Raw genomic sequence first — 16,813 nt, forward strand, 5'->3', positions numbered from 1 at the left:
CGGAGCGTGAGCGCGGGACGCGCCGGCGCCGTGACGGTGCGCGTGCGCGCCCTGCTCTCGGGCCTGCTGCTGGGCGGAGCGCTTGCCGGCATGGGATCGGCGCATGCGGCCGAGCCCGCGCGCGCTTTCGCCTGGCCGAACGGCGCCCGCGCCGCCGTCAGCCTGGCCTACGACGACGCGCTCGACTCCCAGCTCGACCATGCCTTGCCCGTGCTCGACCGCCATGGCATCCGCGCCACCTTCTACCTGCAATTGTCGAACCCGGCGGTGGCGCAGCGCATGGCAGCATGGCGGGCGGCAGCAAGGCGCGGGCATGAACTCGGCAACCACAGCCTGTTCCACCAGTGCGCGCGCAGCAAGGCCGAGCGCGGCTGGGTCGAGGCCCACCGCGATCTCGACACCACGAGCGCCGAGCAGATGCGCGACCAGGTGCTGCTCGCCAATACGATGCTGATGGCGATCGACGGCCGCCACGAACGGACCTATACGGCGCCCTGTGGCGACAAGCTGGCCGGCGGACGCGCTTACCTCCCTGGGCTGCACGCGGCCTTCGTCGCCATCAAGGTGGGCAGCAGCGACGGCGTGGTCGATGCGATGGAGACGCTCGATCCCCATGCGGTGCCGGTGCATGCGCCGGTGGGCGCCAGCGGCGCGCAGCTGATCGCCATCGTGAAGGAAGCGGCGAGGCGCGGCACGATGGTGAACTTCACCTTCCACGGCATCGGCGGCGACTACCTCACCGTTTCCTCCCAGGCCCACGAGGAGCTGGTGCGCTTCCTGGCCGCCAACCGCCGGGAGTACTGGACCGGCACCTTCCTCGACATCATGCGCCACGCTCGGCGCGAACAGGCCCGCCTCAAGCCGGCGCCGACCACACCGGGAGCACCATGAAACCGTTCCGCCTGTCCCTTTCCCTCTGTTCCGCCCTGCTGGCACTCAACCTGGCGGGCTGTGCCGCGCCAGCTACCGCCCCTGCGAGCGGCGCGCCCGCCGGCTGGACGCTGGCCTGGAGCGACGAATTTGACGGCGCCGACCTCGATCGCGGCAAGTGGACGCCGGAAACCGGTGGCCATGGCTGGGGCAATGCGGAGCTGCAGCACTACACCGGCCGGCGCGAGAACGTGCGGGTGGAAGACGGCCTGCTGGTGATCGAGGCGCGCCGCGAAGCGTATGGCGGCAACGCCTATACCTCGGCGCGGATCAAGACGGCCGGCCTGATGGAGCAGATGCACGGCCGTTTCGAGGCGCGCATCAAGGTGGCCCGGGGCCAGGGCATCTGGCCGGCCTTCTGGATGTTGGGCGCCGACATCGGCAAGATCGGCTGGCCGCGCGCCGGCGAGATCGACATCATGGAAAACATCGGCAAGGAGCCGGACATCGTGCACGGCACGGTGCACGGACCAGGCTACTCGGGCGAGAAAGCCTTTGGCGCTCCCGCGCGGCTGGCACAGGGTAGCTATGCGGACGACTTCCACGTGTTCGCGGTGGAGTGGGAGCCGGGCGAGATCCGCTGGTACCGTGACGGCGTCCACTTCCACACGGCGCGGCCCGAGCTGGTGAAGGGCGACTGGGTGTTCGAGCGTCCCTTCTTCGTGCTGCTGAACCTGGCCGTCGGCGGCTACTGGCCCGGCAATCCGGACGGCACCACGGTGCTGCCGCAGCGCATGCTGGTGGACTGGGTGCGGGTGTACCGCAAGAGCGGTGCGGCGCGGCGGTAACAAATAAATCGCTTCGCGGGGCAGGATCGCGCCAGACCGGCTTTTTTGCGCTCCAGACCGCCGATCGTGCAGTTCATCGCAATCGGCCAGAAGGCGGCGCCGCCCTGTCCTATGCTGTTTTCATCGCCACCTACCGGAGAACACGATGAACACCCTGCTGAAGCCCGCCGCATTCTTCACCGCGCTTGCCCTGCTGGCCGCCCCCGCGCTGGCCGACGAAGTCGTCCGCGAAAGCCGCAATGTCGATGCGCGAGTGACCAAGGTCAAGCTGGGCGGCGTGGTCGACCTGGTGGTGCGCCAGGGCGCGACCCCGTCCCTGGTCGTCTCGGGCGACAAGCGCTACGTGCAGCGCATCACCACCTCGCAGCGCGGCGACACCCTGGAAATCGACACCGAATCGCTGAACGACCGCCGCGGCGAACGGCATGACAAGCTGCGCGCCGAGCTCACGGTGCCGAAACTGTCCGAGTTCAGCTCGGAAGGCGTGGGCGCCTCGCAGCTGACCGGCTTCTCGGGCGACAGCCTGCGCGTGGCCCTGGAAGGCGCCGGCGCGGTGACGCTGAACGGCAATTACCGCAGCATCGATGCGCGCCTGGGCGGCGTGGGCGGCCTGAACCTGAATGGCGTGCGCACCGAGCGCCTCGACCTGAACCTGGGCGGCGCCGGCCGCATCAATGTCAGCGGCGAAAGCAAGGTACTGCACGCCACACTGGCCGGCGTCGGCAGCCTCGATGCCAAGGAACTGCGCGCCGAAACCGTCGACCTCGACATGTCCGGCTTGGGCGGCGCGACGGTCCACGCGACCCAGGCGGCCGATGTCGACTTGAGCGGCATGGGCTCGGCCACGGTCTATGGCAAGCCGGCCAGCCGTCGCGCCAACACCAGCGGGATGGGCAAGGTCGCCTGGAAGTGATCGCTGGACCTAAGCGCCCGCAAATAAGCTTCGCCAGGACGCGGCTCCCGCACGACCATGCTGTTGCGCACTTCCTTGACGCCGGGCGTGCCGCGCTATGTGCCGCTGGGCGCGCAGGCGCTGAGGATGGCCAGCACCAGACCGGCAAGGATCAGCTGGAGGCGGACGTTCTGGATGCGCGATAGCAGCTTCATGACGGCTCCCGGGAGAAGGCGGACCAGCCCATTCTCTCGGGATACAGGGTTCGGCGCTTGATGCCGGACAAACGTGCAAACGGACCTTTTTCAGGAGGCCTTGTTCGCCGCAATGCGCGGCCCGGACACTTCGGGTGCCGGCGCCGGCCCGGCAGGCCGCAGGGCGAAGCCGCGGCGCGCCACGTCGCGCCCCAGCACCACGCGCAGGTTGGCCGGTGCGCAGCGCGCCACTTCCTGCAGCTCGGCGCCGCCGAAACGCTCGGCCAGGCGCTCGGCCTGGGTACGCCAGGCCGGCTCGTACTCGACCCGGGTGCGGCGCACCCCGAAACCTTTCTGGTTCGAAATCCGCGCCACCTTCATGCCATCGTCCCCGAGCTGGCCGGCCAGCTTGCGCGCCATGCCGCGCATGCCGTTGCCGTTGCGGATTTCGAGCAGCACCAGCGGCGTGTCTTGGGTGCCGCGGGCCGGCGCCGGCTGCGGGGACGGCTGGGGCAGCGCCGCCGCAGCCGCCGCTACCTGATCGCGCCGCAGCTCCAGCATCCCGTCCACGCCGACGTGCAGCTGCAACTGGTTCCAGCCCCCCTGCCCGGCCGGCTCCGCCTTCGCCGCGCGGTCGATGGCGGCGACCGTGGGGGCGGCGCCCAGGGCCGCGTAGTCGGCGCGCAGGTCGTGGGCGCGCAAGGCCTCGGCCTGAGCCAGCATCTGGCCAGCGCGCTCTTCCTGGCCGAGCTTGCGCAGGGTCTCGCCCAGCAGGCGCCAGGCACGGTCGTTCAGCGGGTCCAGCAAACAGGCTTTCTCGAGGGCGACCAGGGCGCCGTCGTAGTTCCCGTCGAGGAACAGGGCGTGTCCGAGGTTGCTGAACAGATAGGCCTTGGCCGGTCCCGACGACAGGTTCACCGATTCGGTCAGCGCGCGCCAGAGGGCGATCGCGGGGCCGAACTCGCGCTGTTCGGCGTGGAGCGTGGCCAGGCCGTTGCGCGCGTTGACGTGTCCCGGCGCGATGCGCAGGGCGGCCTCGTAGTCGGCGCGCGCTTCCTCGTAGCGGCGCGCCAGGTGGTGGTTGCGCCCGGCCAGGTAGGCATCGTCGGCGGCCGGGGTGGCGCGCTGCCGTTCGACGCGGCCGGAGATCGGCGCGCAGGCCAGCAGGCTGGCGCCGAGGCCGAGCAGCGCCAGGCGGGTGAGCAGGATCGGGGTTCGCATGACTGGCTCCAAAAGGTTCAGCGCGCGCCGGGCAGCGTGCTCAGGGTCCGCGAGATCTGGATCGCGGCGGGTCCGAGCAGCACCGTCAGCAGGAGGGGGAAGATGCAGAAGATCAGGGGGAACAGCAGTTTCAGGCCGATCTTGGCGGCGCACTCCTCGGCCAGCACGCGCCGCTTGTGGCGCAGGTTGTCGGACTGCACCCGCAGCGAGTCGCCGACGCTGGTGCCGAAGCGCTCCGACTGGATCAGCATGGCGACCAGGGTGTCGACGTCTTCCACGCCCGAGCGCAGGGCGAAGTTGCGCAAGGCTTTCTCCTTGCTGAAGCCCGCGCGCATCTCCATCAGCACCAGCTGCAGCTCCTGGGCCAGCACCGCGCTCTTGATGTGGATTTCATTGGCCACCTTCACCATCGCCCGCTCCAGGCTCAGGCCCGCTTCGACGCAGACGGTGAGCAGGTCGAGGGCGTCGGGGATGGTCTCGAAGATCTCGCGCCGGCGCCGGCGCACGATGCGGTCCAGCACCATGTTCGGCAGGTAGTAGCCGATCGAGGCCGCCAGCAGCAGCAGCGCCAGCACGTGGCCGCCTTCGAACCTGGCCGCGTACAGCACCAGGAAGGGCGCGGCCAGCGCCGGCAGCAGCAGCGCCAGTCCGGTCTTGGCGGCGAAATACAGGGTCGGCGCGGCCGGATTGCGCCAGCCGGCGTTCATGAAGCGGGTGCGCAGGGTCGACTTTTCCCAGCCCTCTTCCGGGATCGACAGGCGGGTCAACGGCTTGGCGGCGCTGGCGACCCGTTCGACCCAGCCATTGCCGGCCTCGAGCTGGGTCGGCTCGGCGGCGCCGAGGAAGTGGCGCAGGCGCTCGCGCAGCGCCAGCGGCGCGAACAGGACCAGGCCGAGCCAGGCCAGGCCGCACACCACGCACAGCACCACGAGCAGGAAGATCAGCTGGGAAGACGTCATGTTCACCTCGAGGATAGGCAGGGCGCTCAGATGCGGATGCGGATGATCTTGCGCAGCCAGATGACGCCGACCACCACCATCCCCAGGCTGTACCAGAGCATGCGCTGGCCCTTCGGATCGGTCCACAGCATGCTGATGTAGGCCGGATTGGTGGCCAGCATCACGCCCAGCACGGCGAAGGGCAGCGCGGTCAGGATCACGGCCGACATCCGCCCTTCCGCCGACAGCACCCGCACGTGCGCCACCAGCTTGAGGCGGGCGCGGATGATGCCGCTGATGTTCCCCAGGATCTCGGCCAGGTTGCCGCCCGACTCGCGCTGGATCAGCACCGCGATGATCAGGTAGCGCAGGTCGGTCAGCGGAATGCGCGCCGCCATGCCGTGCAGCGCTTCGTTCATCGGCACGCCGTAGTTGATTTCTTCGCGCGCGATGCGGAATTCGCCGCTGAGCGGTTCGGGCAGCTCGTTGCCGACGATCTGCAGCACGTTGCTGAAGGAGTGGCCGGCGCGCAGCGCGCGCGCGATGAAGTCGGCGGCGTCGGGCAGCTGCTGCTCGATGCGCAGCAGGCGGCGCTGGCGCGCGCGCAGCAGCAGGACCCAGGGCGCCCACAGGCCGACGAGTGCCAGCAGCAGCCGCACCGGCGCCGGCAGCGGCCAGGCCAGCGACAGCAGCAGGACCGCTGCCATGCAGCCGCCGGACAGGGCGAGGAACTGGCCGACCGTGTTGGCGGCGCCGGCCTGCACCAGCAGCGCGTCGATGCGGTGCGCCAGCGTGACGCGGTGCAGGAGCCGGTCCAGGGCAGCGTTGCGGCTGTAGGGGCGCTGCTTGAGGATCGAGATCCGTTCGCCGCTGCGTCCGGGCGAGCCGGACATCACCTGCAGCCGGCGCGCGACCCGGCGCGCCGCGGCGCCGTGCTTGCCGACCCACCACAGGTAGGCGCCCTCGATGCCGAGGACCGCGGCCGCGAACAGGAACACCACGAATGCGTAGAACAGCGCGTCCATGTCTTCTTCCCTTATCGTGAGGTCAGTCGAACACGCGGTCGGGATCGAAGCTGTCTTCCGGTACCGGCACCCCGAACATGCGCAGGCGGTCGGCGAAGCGCGGACGCACGCCGGTCGCGCTGAAGCGGCCCTTGACTTTGCCGTCCGGGTCGACCCCGCTCTGCTCGAAGCGGAAGATTTCCTGCATCGAGATGATCTCGCCCTCCATGCCGGTGATTTCCTGGAGGCTGACCAGCTTGCGGGTGCCGTCGGTCAGGCGCGAGACCTGCAACACCACCGTCACCGCCGACACGATCTGCTGGCGGATCGCGCGCGCGGTGAGGTTCACGCCGGCCATGCTGACCATGTTCTCCAGGCGCGAGAGCGCATCGCGCGGGCTGTTCGAGTGGATCGTCGCGAGCGAGCCCTCGTGGCCGGTGTTCATCGCCTGCAGCATGTCGAGCGCCTCGGCGCCGCGCACCTCGCCCAGGATGATGCGGTCGGGGCGCATCCGCAAGGCGTTCCTCACCAGGGCGCGCTGGGTGACCTCGCCCTTGCCCTCGATGTTCGGCGGCCGGGTCTCGAGGCGCACCACGTGCGGCTGGCGCAGCTGCAGCTCGGCCGCGTCCTCGATCGTCACGATCCGTTCGCTGGCCGGGATGAAGCCGGAGATCAGGTTCAGCAGGGTGGTCTTGCCGCTGCCGGTGCCGCCCGAGATCAGGATGTTGACCTTGGCCGTGCCCAGGCTTTCCAGCACCCGGATCATGGGCGGGGTCAGGCTCTTGTAGTCGAGCAGGTTCTGCACCGTCAGCGGGGTGGCGCCGAAGCGGCGGATCGACAGCAGCGGCCCGTCCACCGCCAGCGGCGGGATGATCGCGTTCACGCGCGAGCCGTCCGGCAGGCGCGCGTCGACCATGGGGCTCGACTCGTCCACCCGGCGGCCCACGCGCGAGACGATCTTCTCGATGATCTTCATCAGGTGGGCGTTGTCGTGGAAGGTGATGTCGGTAAGTTCGAGCTTGCCGCGCCGCTCGACATATACCTTGTTGGCGGTGTTGACCAGGATGTCGGACACGGTCGGGTCGTTCAGCAGGGGTTCGAGCGGCCCGAAGCCCAGCATCTCGTGCTGGATGTCGAGCACCAGGTGGTGGCGCTCGTGCTGGTTCAGCACGATGCGCTCTTCCTCGATGATGCGCTGGACCAGCAGCGCCAGCTCGTGCTTGAACTGCTCGGCGGTGAGACGCTTCAGGCGCTCGAGATCGATGCGGTCCAGGATCATCTGGTGCATCAGCTTCTTGAGTTCCTGGTAGGCCTGGTTGGCCGCTTCCGGCGGCACCGCGCCGCTGGGGCGCTCCGGGGTGGTGCTGGCCAGGCGTTCGCGCAGGGACATGGGATTCTCCTTGGGTGTTCAGTCGTCGCGGCCGAACAGGCGGTCGAACAGGCCGCGGCTTTCGGCGACGCGCCGGGTGGTCACCAGTTCGACCATGTCGGCCAGGCTGCGCGCGGCCGCGCTCGAGCGCGACAGCTGCAGCACCGGCACGCCCTGGTTGACCGAATCCGTGACCGCGATGTAATCGTTGGGGAAGGTGTGCACCACTTCGCAGCCCAGCGCCGCATGCAGGTCCTGCAGGCGCAGCTTGCCGCCCTTTTCGTAGCGGTTGACGATCAGGCGGATGTGGTCGAGCACGTAGCCGAGCGAGCGGAAGATGTCGAGCAGGCGCCGGGCGTCGCGGATGTCGGGCAGGGCCAGCTGCAGCACCGGGTAGATGGTGTCGGTGACGTCGAGCGCGCGCAGCGACACCGCGTCGATCTGGCGGCCGACGTCGAGCAGCACGTAGTCGTAGTGCTGGCGCGCCACCCGCAGGATGGTGTCGATGTGTTCCGGCTTTGCTTCCTTCGCGTGCGCGGCGTCGTCGGCCGCCGCCAGCACCCCGAAGCCGGGCGTGACGTGCACCACGCAGGAATCGAGGAAGGGGCCGTCGATGCGCGCGATCTGGGCGCAGACGTCGGACAGCGTCATGGCCGGCTTCTGGTCCGAGACGTAGAGCGCGGCATCGCCGAACTGGCCGTGCAGGTCGATCAGCAGGACCTTCTTGGCGGCCAGGGTGGCCAGGGCGTAACCGAAATTGGTCGAGATGAAAGTGGCGCCGCTGCCGCCCTTGCAGGCGATGAAGGCGAGCACCTTGCCGTCGCGCAGATTCGACACGCCGGCGGCGGCCGAGACGCGGTCCATCGATTCGTGGAAGGCGCGGTGGACCAGCGGCAGCTGCAGCACTTCGCGCACGCCGGCGCGCATCGCGTGGATCAGGAGGTCGGGCTGGTGCTTGTCGAGCATCAGCATCAGGTGGGCTTCCGGGTACTGGCGTCCGAGGCGTTCGAGCAGCGCCGCCTCCGACGGTTCGGTCTCGGTGGCGTCGACGATCACGAGCTGGGGCGCGTCGCTTTCCGGCCGGTCGAGCGCTTCGCGCAGGCTGGCACGCACGGCCCCGAGGTTCAGCGGCGGCACGCGCGCCGCCCCCTGCGAGGCGATTTCCGCGTACAGCTGGCTGTTGCGGCTGATGAGGAGCGCTTTCATGGCGGGTCTCGTGACGGTCGCGAAGGAAGTCGACAAGGCCGTTCAGCGCGCGCCGGCGTTGATGACCAGCGGCGGCGGCGCGCTTTCCGGCTGCGCGAAGCTGCGCTGGTAGCGGTCGTGCGCGCCCTTGGCGGCGCGGCCGTCGACCCCGAGCGTGGGATTCTGGTTGCGGCCAGCCGCCGGGTCCAGCACCTGGACCGCCAGGTTGGCGCGGGTGGCGGCGCCGAACTGGGCGTCCCAGCGCGGGGTCGTGTTCACGCACCCGGCTAGCAGGGCGGCAAACAGGGCGGGGGCGATGCATCGGGTCGGGGTATTCACGCTGGCTCCTATCTGAGTTCGAAGCCGCCGGCGGTCTGCGCGGCGGGAGGTGCGGCCGGCGGCGTGGAGGCGGCCGCGGTGCTGGTGGCCGGTGCTTCGCCTTCCAGGCGTCCGCCGAGCAGCACGCCGGCGCGCGACGGGATGCCGACCTTGTCGGTCGGCAGCACATAGCCCGGCCCGGCGATCGGCTTGACCAGGCGCGCCGTGATCACGAACACCAGTTCGGTGCGGTCCTGCTGGTAGTCGGTGCTGCGGAACAGCGCGCCCAGCACCGGCACTTCGCCCAGCATCGGCAAGCCCTTCAGGTTGGCCACCAGGTTGTTCTTCACCAGGCCGCCGATGGCGAAGCTCTGGCCGTCGTGGAGCTGCACGGTGGTGCTGGCGCGGCGCGTGGTCACCAGCGGCAGGATCGCGTTGCCGGTGATGCCGACCGCCGACACGCCCACGCCTTCGCGCGAGAGCTCCGACACTTCCGGCGCCACCTTCAGGTTGATGCGGCCGCCCGCCAGCACGGTCGGGGTGAAGCGCAGCGCCACGCCGAATTCCTTTTCCTCAAGCGTGACCTTGTTGTTGTCCTGGGCCACCGGGATGAAGAACTTGCCGCCGGCGAGGAAGGTGCCTTCCTGGCCGCTGATCGCCAGCACGTTGGGTTCGGCCAGCACCCGCACCAGGCCGTCCTGCTTGTCGGCCTCGCCCACCAGCCGGTTGCCGTTGTCCTTGTCGAACCGCAGGCCGCCCTGGGCGCGGCCGGTCAGGAAGTTCGACACCAGGCGCGTGGTCCAGCTGCCGGAACCGAAGCTGAACGCGGCGTCGGTCTCGAGCCGCTCGAGCAGGGTCTTGGACACCTCGGCGATCTTGACTTCGAGCTGCACCTGCTGCGGTGCGCTGACGTTCAGCATATTCACCACCCTGGCCGCCGCCGCGCTGGCGCCGCTCCCGCCGTTATTCAGGCTGCTGGCGCCGTTGGCGCTCAGCGGGACCACGCCGTCGGTGTCGTTGTTCTTGTCCGCCGACGGCAGCTGGCGCACCGGGCGCCGCACGTAGGCCGTCGCCAGCTCGACCGCGCGGGCGATGGCGCCGGCGTCGCTGACGGTGCCGGTCAGGACCAGGGAATCGGCGGCGGCGATCACCCGGATCTCCTTTTCCTCCGGCATCGCGGCGGCGAGCGTCGCCTGCAGGGCGGCCGGGTCCATCGCGACCACGATGTCGACCACGCTGCACAAGCCGCTCCTGCCCTGCACGATCATGTTGGTGGTGCCGACGTCGACGCCGGCGATGTACAGCGTGTCCGGCGCCACCAGCATGGCCTGCACGATGGCGGGGTTGCCGACGCTGCGGTTGGCCACCTTTTCCGGCAGGCGCAGCATGGTCGACTTGCCCATGTTGAGGTTCAGGGTGGCCGGGCGCGCGGCTTCGCCGCTGCAGCCGGCCGCGGGTGCGCGCGCTTCCGGCGCCGCCGCCGCGGCCTTCGGCTTGGCGGAGGCCGAGGATCTGGCCGGCGGCGGCGCCTTGGCAGGCGCCCTGGCGTTCGCCACGGCGGGAGCGGCGGCCGGTGCCGCGGCGGCGTTGTCGGCCGCCCTGGCGGATTGCACGGCGCTCATGGCCAGGCCGACGGCCAGCGGTGCGAAGAAGAAGCGTCTGTTCATGGCATCGATCCCGGTAGATAGGTCAGAAGCATTCCTGCGAGGTGTGCAGGCCGTTGATGACCTTGACGCAGTTGCGTGGCGCCGGCGTCGCTGCCGGCCGCGGGGCGGGCGGACGCGGACGCTGCACCGGCAGCGCGACCGGCCGCAGCGGCGGCGCCGGCAGCAGGTTCTGCTTGGTCGCGCCGAGGGTCGCGGCGGCGGCCGGGTCGACCTGGTTGCGCAGGGCCAGCGACAGGGTGCCGACGCTGCGCGCCAGGTCCAGCTGCTCGGCCTGTTCGGGCGTGACTTCCAGGGTCACCGCATTGACCACCTTGGGCTTGGTCTCGTCGCGGTTGACTTCCTGCGCCACCGCCAGCACCAGGATGCGCTCCAGCACGATCTTCGAGATGCTCTGCTTGCGCGGCTGCTCGGCCTGCGGCGGCGGCTCGGTCTCGGTGCTGACGATGATGTCGACGTAGTTGCCCGGCAGCGCGAAGCCGGCCACCCCGATCACGTCGTTCACGCGCACCGTGATGGCGCGCTTGCCCTCGGTGATCAGGGCCGACAGGCCGCCGACCGTGCCGCTGGGCGCCAGCTTGGCTTCGCTCAGCGGCTCGCCCATCAGGATGCTGGTCTTGAGCACGCGTCCGCCGAGTTTCTGCGGATCGTCGAAGGCGCCCTTCGGCACGCTATGAGCCGGCCATTCGACCAGCTTGAGCATGTCGGGGTTGAGGCGCTGGCCGATGTTGATGTCGGCGGCGGCCACCACGATGCGCCCGCTGCTGGCCGCCGGTTGCCGCAGCAGCCAGGTGGAGGCCAGCACCACGGCGGCCAGGCCGAACAGGATCGCGAGCGTCATCACGATCACGGCACGCTTGTTCTTCATGGGGTGTCTCCCGGCTCGCTGGACGCGGGCATTGGTGTCGAAAGGGGTGCGCCGCCCGGATTGCCGCTTGCATCAGGCCCGGTGTCGTTCGAGAACAGGCTGCCCCAGGCGCGCGCCAGGCTGGCGCAGTCGAAGCGCGGGGCCTGGCCGGCGAAGCCGGCGAAGTCGTGGATGCGGCCGAGCAGCTCGTGCGGCCAGGCCGCCAGCAGTGGACGCCGGGTGCGGCGGTGCAGCTCGTGGACCAGGTAATCGATCGCGGCTTCGTCCGGTTCGATCCCGCGCAAGCGGCACTGGCGCCGGACCAGCGCGCGGTAGCCGGGTTCGGACAGCGGGCCGACCGGGATCCGGTAGCCGATGCGGCGCAGGCAGGATTCGTCCAGCACCGCCTCCGGCGCCAGGCTGGTGGCCAGCACCAGCGAGACGTCGAAGGGCAGCGCATGGCTGGCGCCGTTCGGCACCGCCACGTGGTCGACGCCGCTTTCCAGCGCCCCCAGCCAGCGGTGCAGCACCTCGGCGGGCGGCACCCGCTGGCGACCCAGGTCGTCGAGGATCAGGAGGCCGTTGTTGGCCAGCAGGTGCGGCGGCGCGCGCAGCACGCCGCTGGCGGCGTCGACGCGCAGTTCCAGCATGTCGCGCGCCAGCTCGGCGCCGACGTGGACCAGCGGACGCCGGCACAGGGCCCAGCGCGCATCGCAGCTGCGCCGGTCTTCCATGGAACGCGCCTGCAGCGGCGCCGGATGCAGGGCCGGGTCGTGGACCTGCACGATCTCGTGCTTGACCAGCACCGCGTAGGGCACGGCGATCGGATCCTGGCGCAGGCGCGCCAGCTTGCGCGCCAGATGGGTCTTGCCGCCGCCGGCAGGGCCGTACAGCATCAGCGGGCGCTGCGAGTGCAGGGCCGCGCCCAGCAGCTCGCGCAGCGCCGGTTCGATGCCGTCGTCCTGCAGCAGGGCTTGCAGCTCGGCGGGCGTGACGCGGGCGCCGTCAGGCTGGCGCAGCGACTGCGCCTCGACCACGGCGCGCCAGGCGTCCAGGGTCACCGGGGCCGGGCCGGTATAGCGCGATTGCGCCAGGTGCTCGGCGGCGGCGCGCTGGCCGAAGGCGGTGAGCTGGTAGTGCACGTCGATGTCGCTGTCGCCGGACCAGGCGACTTCGGCCAGCTGCTCCGCCACCAGGCCCTGCAGCACTTCGCGCACCACCCCGGTCGACAGGCGCAGGCGGCCGGTCAGCATCGACAGCGCCGTCTTGCCGCCGGCGTGCATGGTCTTGAGCACCAGGGCGGTGACGACACGCGGCTCCAGGCCGGTATCGCGCACCGTGCGCGCCTGGCGCGGCAGGACCGGCGCCGCCTCGATCCCGCCCGCCGCGTCCAGGGCGCCGCCACGCGCGATGGCCGGCGGCGATGCTGACAATGCTTCCATAAAGAAACCTCCTGCTGGATACGGATATTTCTTACATTTGTTAAATTGATTCTAGCCACCACCCCCTCCACCCCGTTTGACGCCCAGCAAGGAAGGGGGAGCGCTCGATCCGGCGCGCAAACTTGCCCGAAACATGCTTGAAACCAGCGCAAGAAGAACGCAAAAAAGCCGCAAGAAAATGGTTGGCTTCGGCCTGCTTCAGCTGTAGCGCATGGCGATGACGTAGATGGTGCCGGCCGCGATCGCCACCCCGTACGGCATCGAACCGGCGCTTTCGCTTTTGCCCGCTGCGCCGGCCGGCATGCGCAGCAGCGCGGCGCGGCCGATGCGCCAGAGGTTGCCCACGGCCAGGCGCAGCCGGCCGCGCAAGACGATGATGGCGAGCGCCATCGCGCCGCCGGCGCACCAGGCCATGATGGCGATGTGCAGGGCGGTGGCCGGTCCGGTGAAGGCGCCGACCGTGGCCATCATCTTGACGTCGCCGGCGGCCATGCCGCGCACCAGGTAAAAGGGAAGGAAGATCAGCAGTCCGGCGGCGAAGCCGCCCAGGCTGGACAGCAGGGCCGCGCCGGGTTCGGCCGAGAGCGCGTGCAGGACCAGTGCGCCCGCCAGGCCGCACAGGAGCAGGAGATTCGGGATGCGCCGGCTGGCCAGGTCGTTGATCGCGGCGGCGGCGGCAAGCAGCAGCAACAGGGTATCGAGATAGGGTGCAACAACCATGATCCGCTCCAAAAAAAAGCCCCCCGGGGCCGGACGGCGCCCCGGGGGACACAGGCGATCAGGCGCCAGCAGCCGGAACAGCGTCGAACTGCTCCGCGATGTAGGTGAACGCATCCTTGATCTTGTTGCCGACATCGCCTGCGACACTTGCCATCACGACGCCGATCAGGGCGGCAATCAGGCCGTACTCGATGGCCGTCACACCGTCTTCATCAGCAATGAAGGTCTTGATCGCGGTAGTAATGGTGCTCATGACGAAACTCCTTGTGGTGGTTGAAGGGACTTACTGACAGACGGGGCCCCGTCTTGTGCTGCTTACGACTGCGTCTGTCAGTGAGTTCACTGTAGCGAATAGTTCCACACGGCAAGTTGATGTTGTGCAAGTTTTCCTTGTGGAAATGATTTCATCCCATCGCGGTTGAGGCGGCGTAAAGGATACGTTTCCACTTGAATAAGTTGCGCCAAGAAACGATTAATATTGTCAAGAATAGTTGCCTACAATACAAAAACGCTTTATGCTGTCTCCTTTTCCGCTCAAAAAAGCGGCAATCCCCTACTGCCGACGAGCCTAGCTTTTTGCCTGACTTTGTTTCTGACGACATGGATTCCCTGCTGAGACACATGGTGGACATGACTGGCCACCGCGATCACACGATGCTGGACATTTCCGTGATTTCAGCGGTACAGGAACTGTCGGGCGCCACGCAGGCCAGGGTGCTGGCGATCGCCACCGTCTGCGGCCAGCGCTTCGTGCGCTCGCGCGCCTGCATCCGCGCCGGCGGCGTGGCCTGTCCGGAAGAGCCGCAGGACAGCAGCCCGGGCGAGCCGATCGCCGCCTTCCCCGAACTGGCCGCCTGCCTCGACCAGCACGCCTCGCGCGCGGAAGGCGTGGGCAGCGACGGCCTGCGCCGCCTGTGGCTGCCGATCTGGTTCGGCGATCAGGCCGGCGCCTGCCTCGAGATCACCCACGAGCACAGCTTCAATGCCGATGCGGTCCACATGATCAGCGGGATCGTCAGCGTCTACCGCAACTTCCAGAACCTGCTCGACTACAGCGAACGCGATTCGCTCACCGGCCTGCTCAACCGCAAGACCTTCGACGACCAACTGGCGCGCATGCTGCACGCCGTCGATGCCGAGACGCTGGTGCCGGGCCAGCCCGAGCGCCGCCACCACGGGCTGGAAGAAAAGCAGTGGCTGGCCGTGGTCGACGTCGACCACTTCAAGCTGGTCAACGACCGCTTCGGCCACCTGTACGGCGACGAGGTGCTGATCCTGATCGCCAATCTGCTGCAGTCGTCGTTCCGCGCCCAGGACCGGGTGTTCCGCTTCGGCGGCGAGGAATTCGTGGTGCTGCTGCGTTCGACGACCCTGGAGAATGCGCGCAAGATCATCGACCGCTTCCGCACCAACGTCGAAGCGCACGAATTCCCCCAGGTCGGACGGGTGACGGTGAGCGTCGGCTTCACCAGCATCAGCGCGGCCGACTCGCCGGTGGTCACGCTCGGCCATGCCGACCAGGCCCTGTACTTCGCCAAGGCCCATGGCCGCAACCGCGCCTGCCACTACGAGGAGCTGGTGGCGGGCGGCCTGCTGCAGACCGTCGCCACCAACGACACCGCCGAATTCTTCTGAACGCGTTGTAAAGCGCCTCAGGTGCGCAGGGATTGCGCGTAGTCCAGCGCATTCTCCAGGCGGTCGTTGCCCCAGAATATCTTGCCCGCCACGATGAAGGTTGGCGCCCCGAAGATGCCGAGCGCGCGCGCCCTGGCCGTCCGCGCGCGCAGGGCGTCCTTGATCGCCTGCGTGCCCGCTTGCCAGCCGAGTGCGCGAAAGACCGGTCCGAGCAGGAAGGGGTCGTAGCGCAGCGCCACGCCAGCGCGCTTCGCCAGCGCCTCGATGCGCATCAGCGCCAGGTAGCTGTAGTTGCTGCCGAACTCGAACCGGAATGCGATAGCCGCCGCCATGCCTGCCCTCCTCCGGGGTTGGTGTCGGCGCCCAGCACACAGCAGCAGCTGCAGCCGCGGCTCAGGCGATGTTCAGGAACTGCAGCGGATTGACCTGCCACTTCTCGGGCGACTCGTGGCGCACGATCTTGTCGCCGCCGCCGAAGCCGAAGGGCTTGGACAGGTCGAGGGTCTGGGGCTTGATGTAGGCCTGGTTCTTCGTGCTGAAGAACACGTTGACCTTGGGCGTGAGCAGGCTGGTTTCGTGCGGCTCGATCACCACGCCCAGGCGGCCCGATTCCAGCAGCACCAGGGTGCCGACCGGGTAGATGCCGACGCAGCGCATGAATTCCTGGGCCAGGGTCGGGTTGAAGTGAAACTTGCTCCACTCGTAGATCTTGCGCAGCGCTTCGGCCGCCGGCATGCCCTTGTGGTAGCAGCGGTCCGAGGTGATCGCATCGTAGACGTCGACGATCGCCGCCATCTGGGCCAGTTCGCTGATTTCGCTTTCAGGCTGCCGGTCCGGATAGCCGCTGCCGTCGCGGCGCTCGTGGTGGTGCAGCGTGATATCGAGCGGGATGTGGCCGATCTCCGGCGTCTTCACCAGGATGTCGTAGCCGTCGCGCGGGTGGCGCTTGATGACCTCGAATTCCTCGTCGGTCAGGCGGCCCTCCTTGTTCAGGATCGCATCCGGCACCAGCGCCTTGCCGGTGTCGTGCAGCAGCCCGCCCAGGCCGGCCTGGTAGATCGTCTCATCGTCCATCTTGCGCGAGCGGCAGAACGCCACCAGCAGCGCGCACACGCTGACCGAATGCAGGAAGGTGTAGTCGTCCTTGTTCTTGATGCGCAGGAGGCCCAGCAGGGCGCCGGAATTGCGCAGGATCGATTCGGTCACGGCCTGCACCACCGGGCTGACCTGGTCCAGCTCGACCGCCTTGCCGAGGCGCGCGTCGGCCATCACGGTGCGCACCAGGCCCACGGCCTGCTTGCGGATCTGAGCCGCGCGCTGCAGTTCCTCGCCCAGCGAGACGCGCGCCACCACGATCGGCCTGGCGGCGATCGCGGCGACTTCGGCGTCGAGCGCGGCTTCGGCCTGGGCCAGGGTCGGGGCGTCGTCGACGTCCATGCCCTTGCTGCAGTCGATCACCACGCCGCGGATCCTGGCGCTGCGGATCTTGACGATCTCGTCTTCCGTGCTCAACAGGAAGCGGCTGCGCACGAAGGGATGTTCCATCCAGCCGCAATCGAGGTCATGAATGAACATGCCGATCTTTAGCTGCGATGCATCCACCTTTTTCAACATGGTCCGACTCTGCTCCGTAATATTGGGTGCTTATGCACCTTGGATGCAGTAT

General features: G+C 68.9%; 17 protein-coding genes. 4 read left to right on the forward strand and 13 right to left on the reverse strand.

The window, feature by feature from the left end:
- Nucleotides 1-6: 6 nt before the first annotated feature.
- From LQ564_RS23860 to LQ564_RS23870, 3 genes are all read left to right on the forward strand, one after another.
- Nucleotides 7-891, forward strand: a complete 885-nt coding sequence (locus LQ564_RS23860; protein ID WP_231060613.1) for a polysaccharide deacetylase family protein — start codon at nt 7-9, stop codon at nt 889-891.
- Nucleotides 888-1,718, forward strand: coding sequence for a glycoside hydrolase family 16 protein (locus tag LQ564_RS23865; RefSeq protein ID WP_231060614.1), 831 nt, complete (start codon nt 888-890; stop codon nt 1,716-1,718). The genes LQ564_RS23860 and LQ564_RS23865 overlap by 4 nt, the downstream gene beginning before the upstream one ends.
- A 145-nt stretch (nt 1,719-1,863) precedes the next feature.
- Nucleotides 1,864-2,631 carry a head GIN domain-containing protein gene (locus tag LQ564_RS23870; protein ID WP_231060615.1) on the forward strand — a complete coding sequence of 256 codons (768 nt, stop codon included), beginning with the start codon at nt 1,864-1,866 and terminating at the stop codon, nt 2,629-2,631.
- 284 nt (nt 2,632-2,915) lie between these two features.
- On the opposite strand, the gene LQ564_RS23875 is transcribed toward LQ564_RS23870, so the two are convergent.
- From LQ564_RS23875 to LQ564_RS23925, 11 genes are all read right to left on the reverse strand, one after another.
- Nucleotides 2,916-4,025 (reverse strand): LytR C-terminal domain-containing protein, encoded by a 1,110-nt coding sequence (locus LQ564_RS23875; RefSeq protein WP_231060616.1) that lies wholly within the window; start codon nt 4,023-4,025, stop codon nt 2,916-2,918.
- 17 nt (nt 4,026-4,042) lie between these two features.
- Nucleotides 4,043-4,984, reverse strand: a complete 942-nt coding sequence (locus LQ564_RS23880; RefSeq protein ID WP_231060617.1) for a type II secretion system F family protein — start codon at nt 4,982-4,984, stop codon at nt 4,043-4,045.
- A gap of 26 nt (nt 4,985-5,010) precedes the next feature.
- Nucleotides 5,011-5,988 (reverse strand): type II secretion system F family protein, encoded by a 978-nt coding sequence (locus LQ564_RS23885; RefSeq protein WP_231060618.1) that lies wholly within the window; start codon nt 5,986-5,988, stop codon nt 5,011-5,013.
- Nucleotides 5,989-6,010: 22 nt separating this feature from the next.
- The gene (locus tag LQ564_RS23890; RefSeq protein ID WP_231060619.1) at nt 6,011-7,357 is read right to left on the reverse strand and encodes a TadA family conjugal transfer-associated ATPase; all 1,347 of its coding nucleotides are present in this window, start codon (nt 7,355-7,357) and stop codon (nt 6,011-6,013) included.
- A gap of 18 nt (nt 7,358-7,375) precedes the next feature.
- Nucleotides 7,376-8,542 (reverse strand): CpaE/TadZ family protein, encoded by a 1,167-nt coding sequence (locus LQ564_RS23895; RefSeq protein ID WP_231060620.1) that lies wholly within the window; start codon nt 8,540-8,542, stop codon nt 7,376-7,378.
- A gap of 42 nt (nt 8,543-8,584) precedes the next feature.
- Nucleotides 8,585-8,860 (reverse strand): hypothetical protein, encoded by a 276-nt coding sequence (locus LQ564_RS23900; RefSeq protein WP_231060621.1) that lies wholly within the window; start codon nt 8,858-8,860, stop codon nt 8,585-8,587.
- A gap of 8 nt (nt 8,861-8,868) precedes the next feature.
- The gene (locus tag LQ564_RS23905; RefSeq protein ID WP_231060622.1) at nt 8,869-10,506 is read right to left on the reverse strand and encodes a type II and III secretion system protein family protein; all 1,638 of its coding nucleotides are present in this window, start codon (nt 10,504-10,506) and stop codon (nt 8,869-8,871) included.
- A gap of 22 nt (nt 10,507-10,528) precedes the next feature.
- Nucleotides 10,529-11,371, reverse strand: coding sequence for a Flp pilus assembly protein CpaB (cpaB, locus tag LQ564_RS23910; protein ID WP_231060623.1), 843 nt, complete (start codon nt 11,369-11,371; stop codon nt 10,529-10,531).
- The gene (locus LQ564_RS23915; RefSeq protein WP_231060624.1) at nt 11,368-12,792 is read right to left on the reverse strand and encodes an ATP-binding protein; all 1,425 of its coding nucleotides are present in this window, start codon (nt 12,790-12,792) and stop codon (nt 11,368-11,370) included. The genes cpaB and LQ564_RS23915 overlap by 4 nt, the downstream gene beginning before the upstream one ends.
- A 198-nt stretch (nt 12,793-12,990) precedes the next feature.
- Entirely contained in the window at nt 12,991-13,512 is a 522-nt protein-coding gene (locus tag LQ564_RS23920) for an A24 family peptidase (protein WP_231060625.1), read from the reverse strand.
- Between the two features lie 58 nt (nt 13,513-13,570).
- Nucleotides 13,571-13,765: a Flp family type IVb pilin gene (locus LQ564_RS23925; RefSeq protein ID WP_231060626.1), complete on the reverse strand. Its 195-nt coding sequence runs from the start codon at nt 13,763-13,765 to the stop codon at nt 13,571-13,573.
- Between the two features lie 347 nt (nt 13,766-14,112).
- Between LQ564_RS23925 and LQ564_RS23930 the strand changes: the two genes are divergently transcribed.
- A complete protein-coding gene (locus LQ564_RS23930) occupies nt 14,113-15,147 on the forward strand; it encodes a GGDEF domain-containing protein (RefSeq protein WP_231060627.1) in 1,035 nt (344 codons plus the stop codon).
- 17 nt (nt 15,148-15,164) lie between these two features.
- Here LQ564_RS23930 and LQ564_RS23935 read toward each other — a convergent pair whose 3' ends face one another.
- Both LQ564_RS23935 and LQ564_RS23940 read right to left on the reverse strand, forming a co-directional pair.
- Nucleotides 15,165-15,479: a DsbA family protein gene (locus tag LQ564_RS23935; protein WP_231060628.1), complete on the reverse strand. Its 315-nt coding sequence runs from the start codon at nt 15,477-15,479 to the stop codon at nt 15,165-15,167.
- A gap of 61 nt (nt 15,480-15,540) precedes the next feature.
- Nucleotides 15,541-16,761: an HD-GYP domain-containing protein gene (locus LQ564_RS23940; RefSeq protein ID WP_269143663.1), complete on the reverse strand. Its 1,221-nt coding sequence runs from the start codon at nt 16,759-16,761 to the stop codon at nt 15,541-15,543.
- Between the last annotated feature and the right edge of the window lie 52 nt (nt 16,762-16,813).

It is taken from the genome of Massilia phyllostachyos (assembly GCF_021044825.1).
Taxonomy (GTDB): domain Bacteria; phylum Pseudomonadota; class Gammaproteobacteria; order Burkholderiales; family Burkholderiaceae_D; genus Telluria; species Telluria phyllostachyos.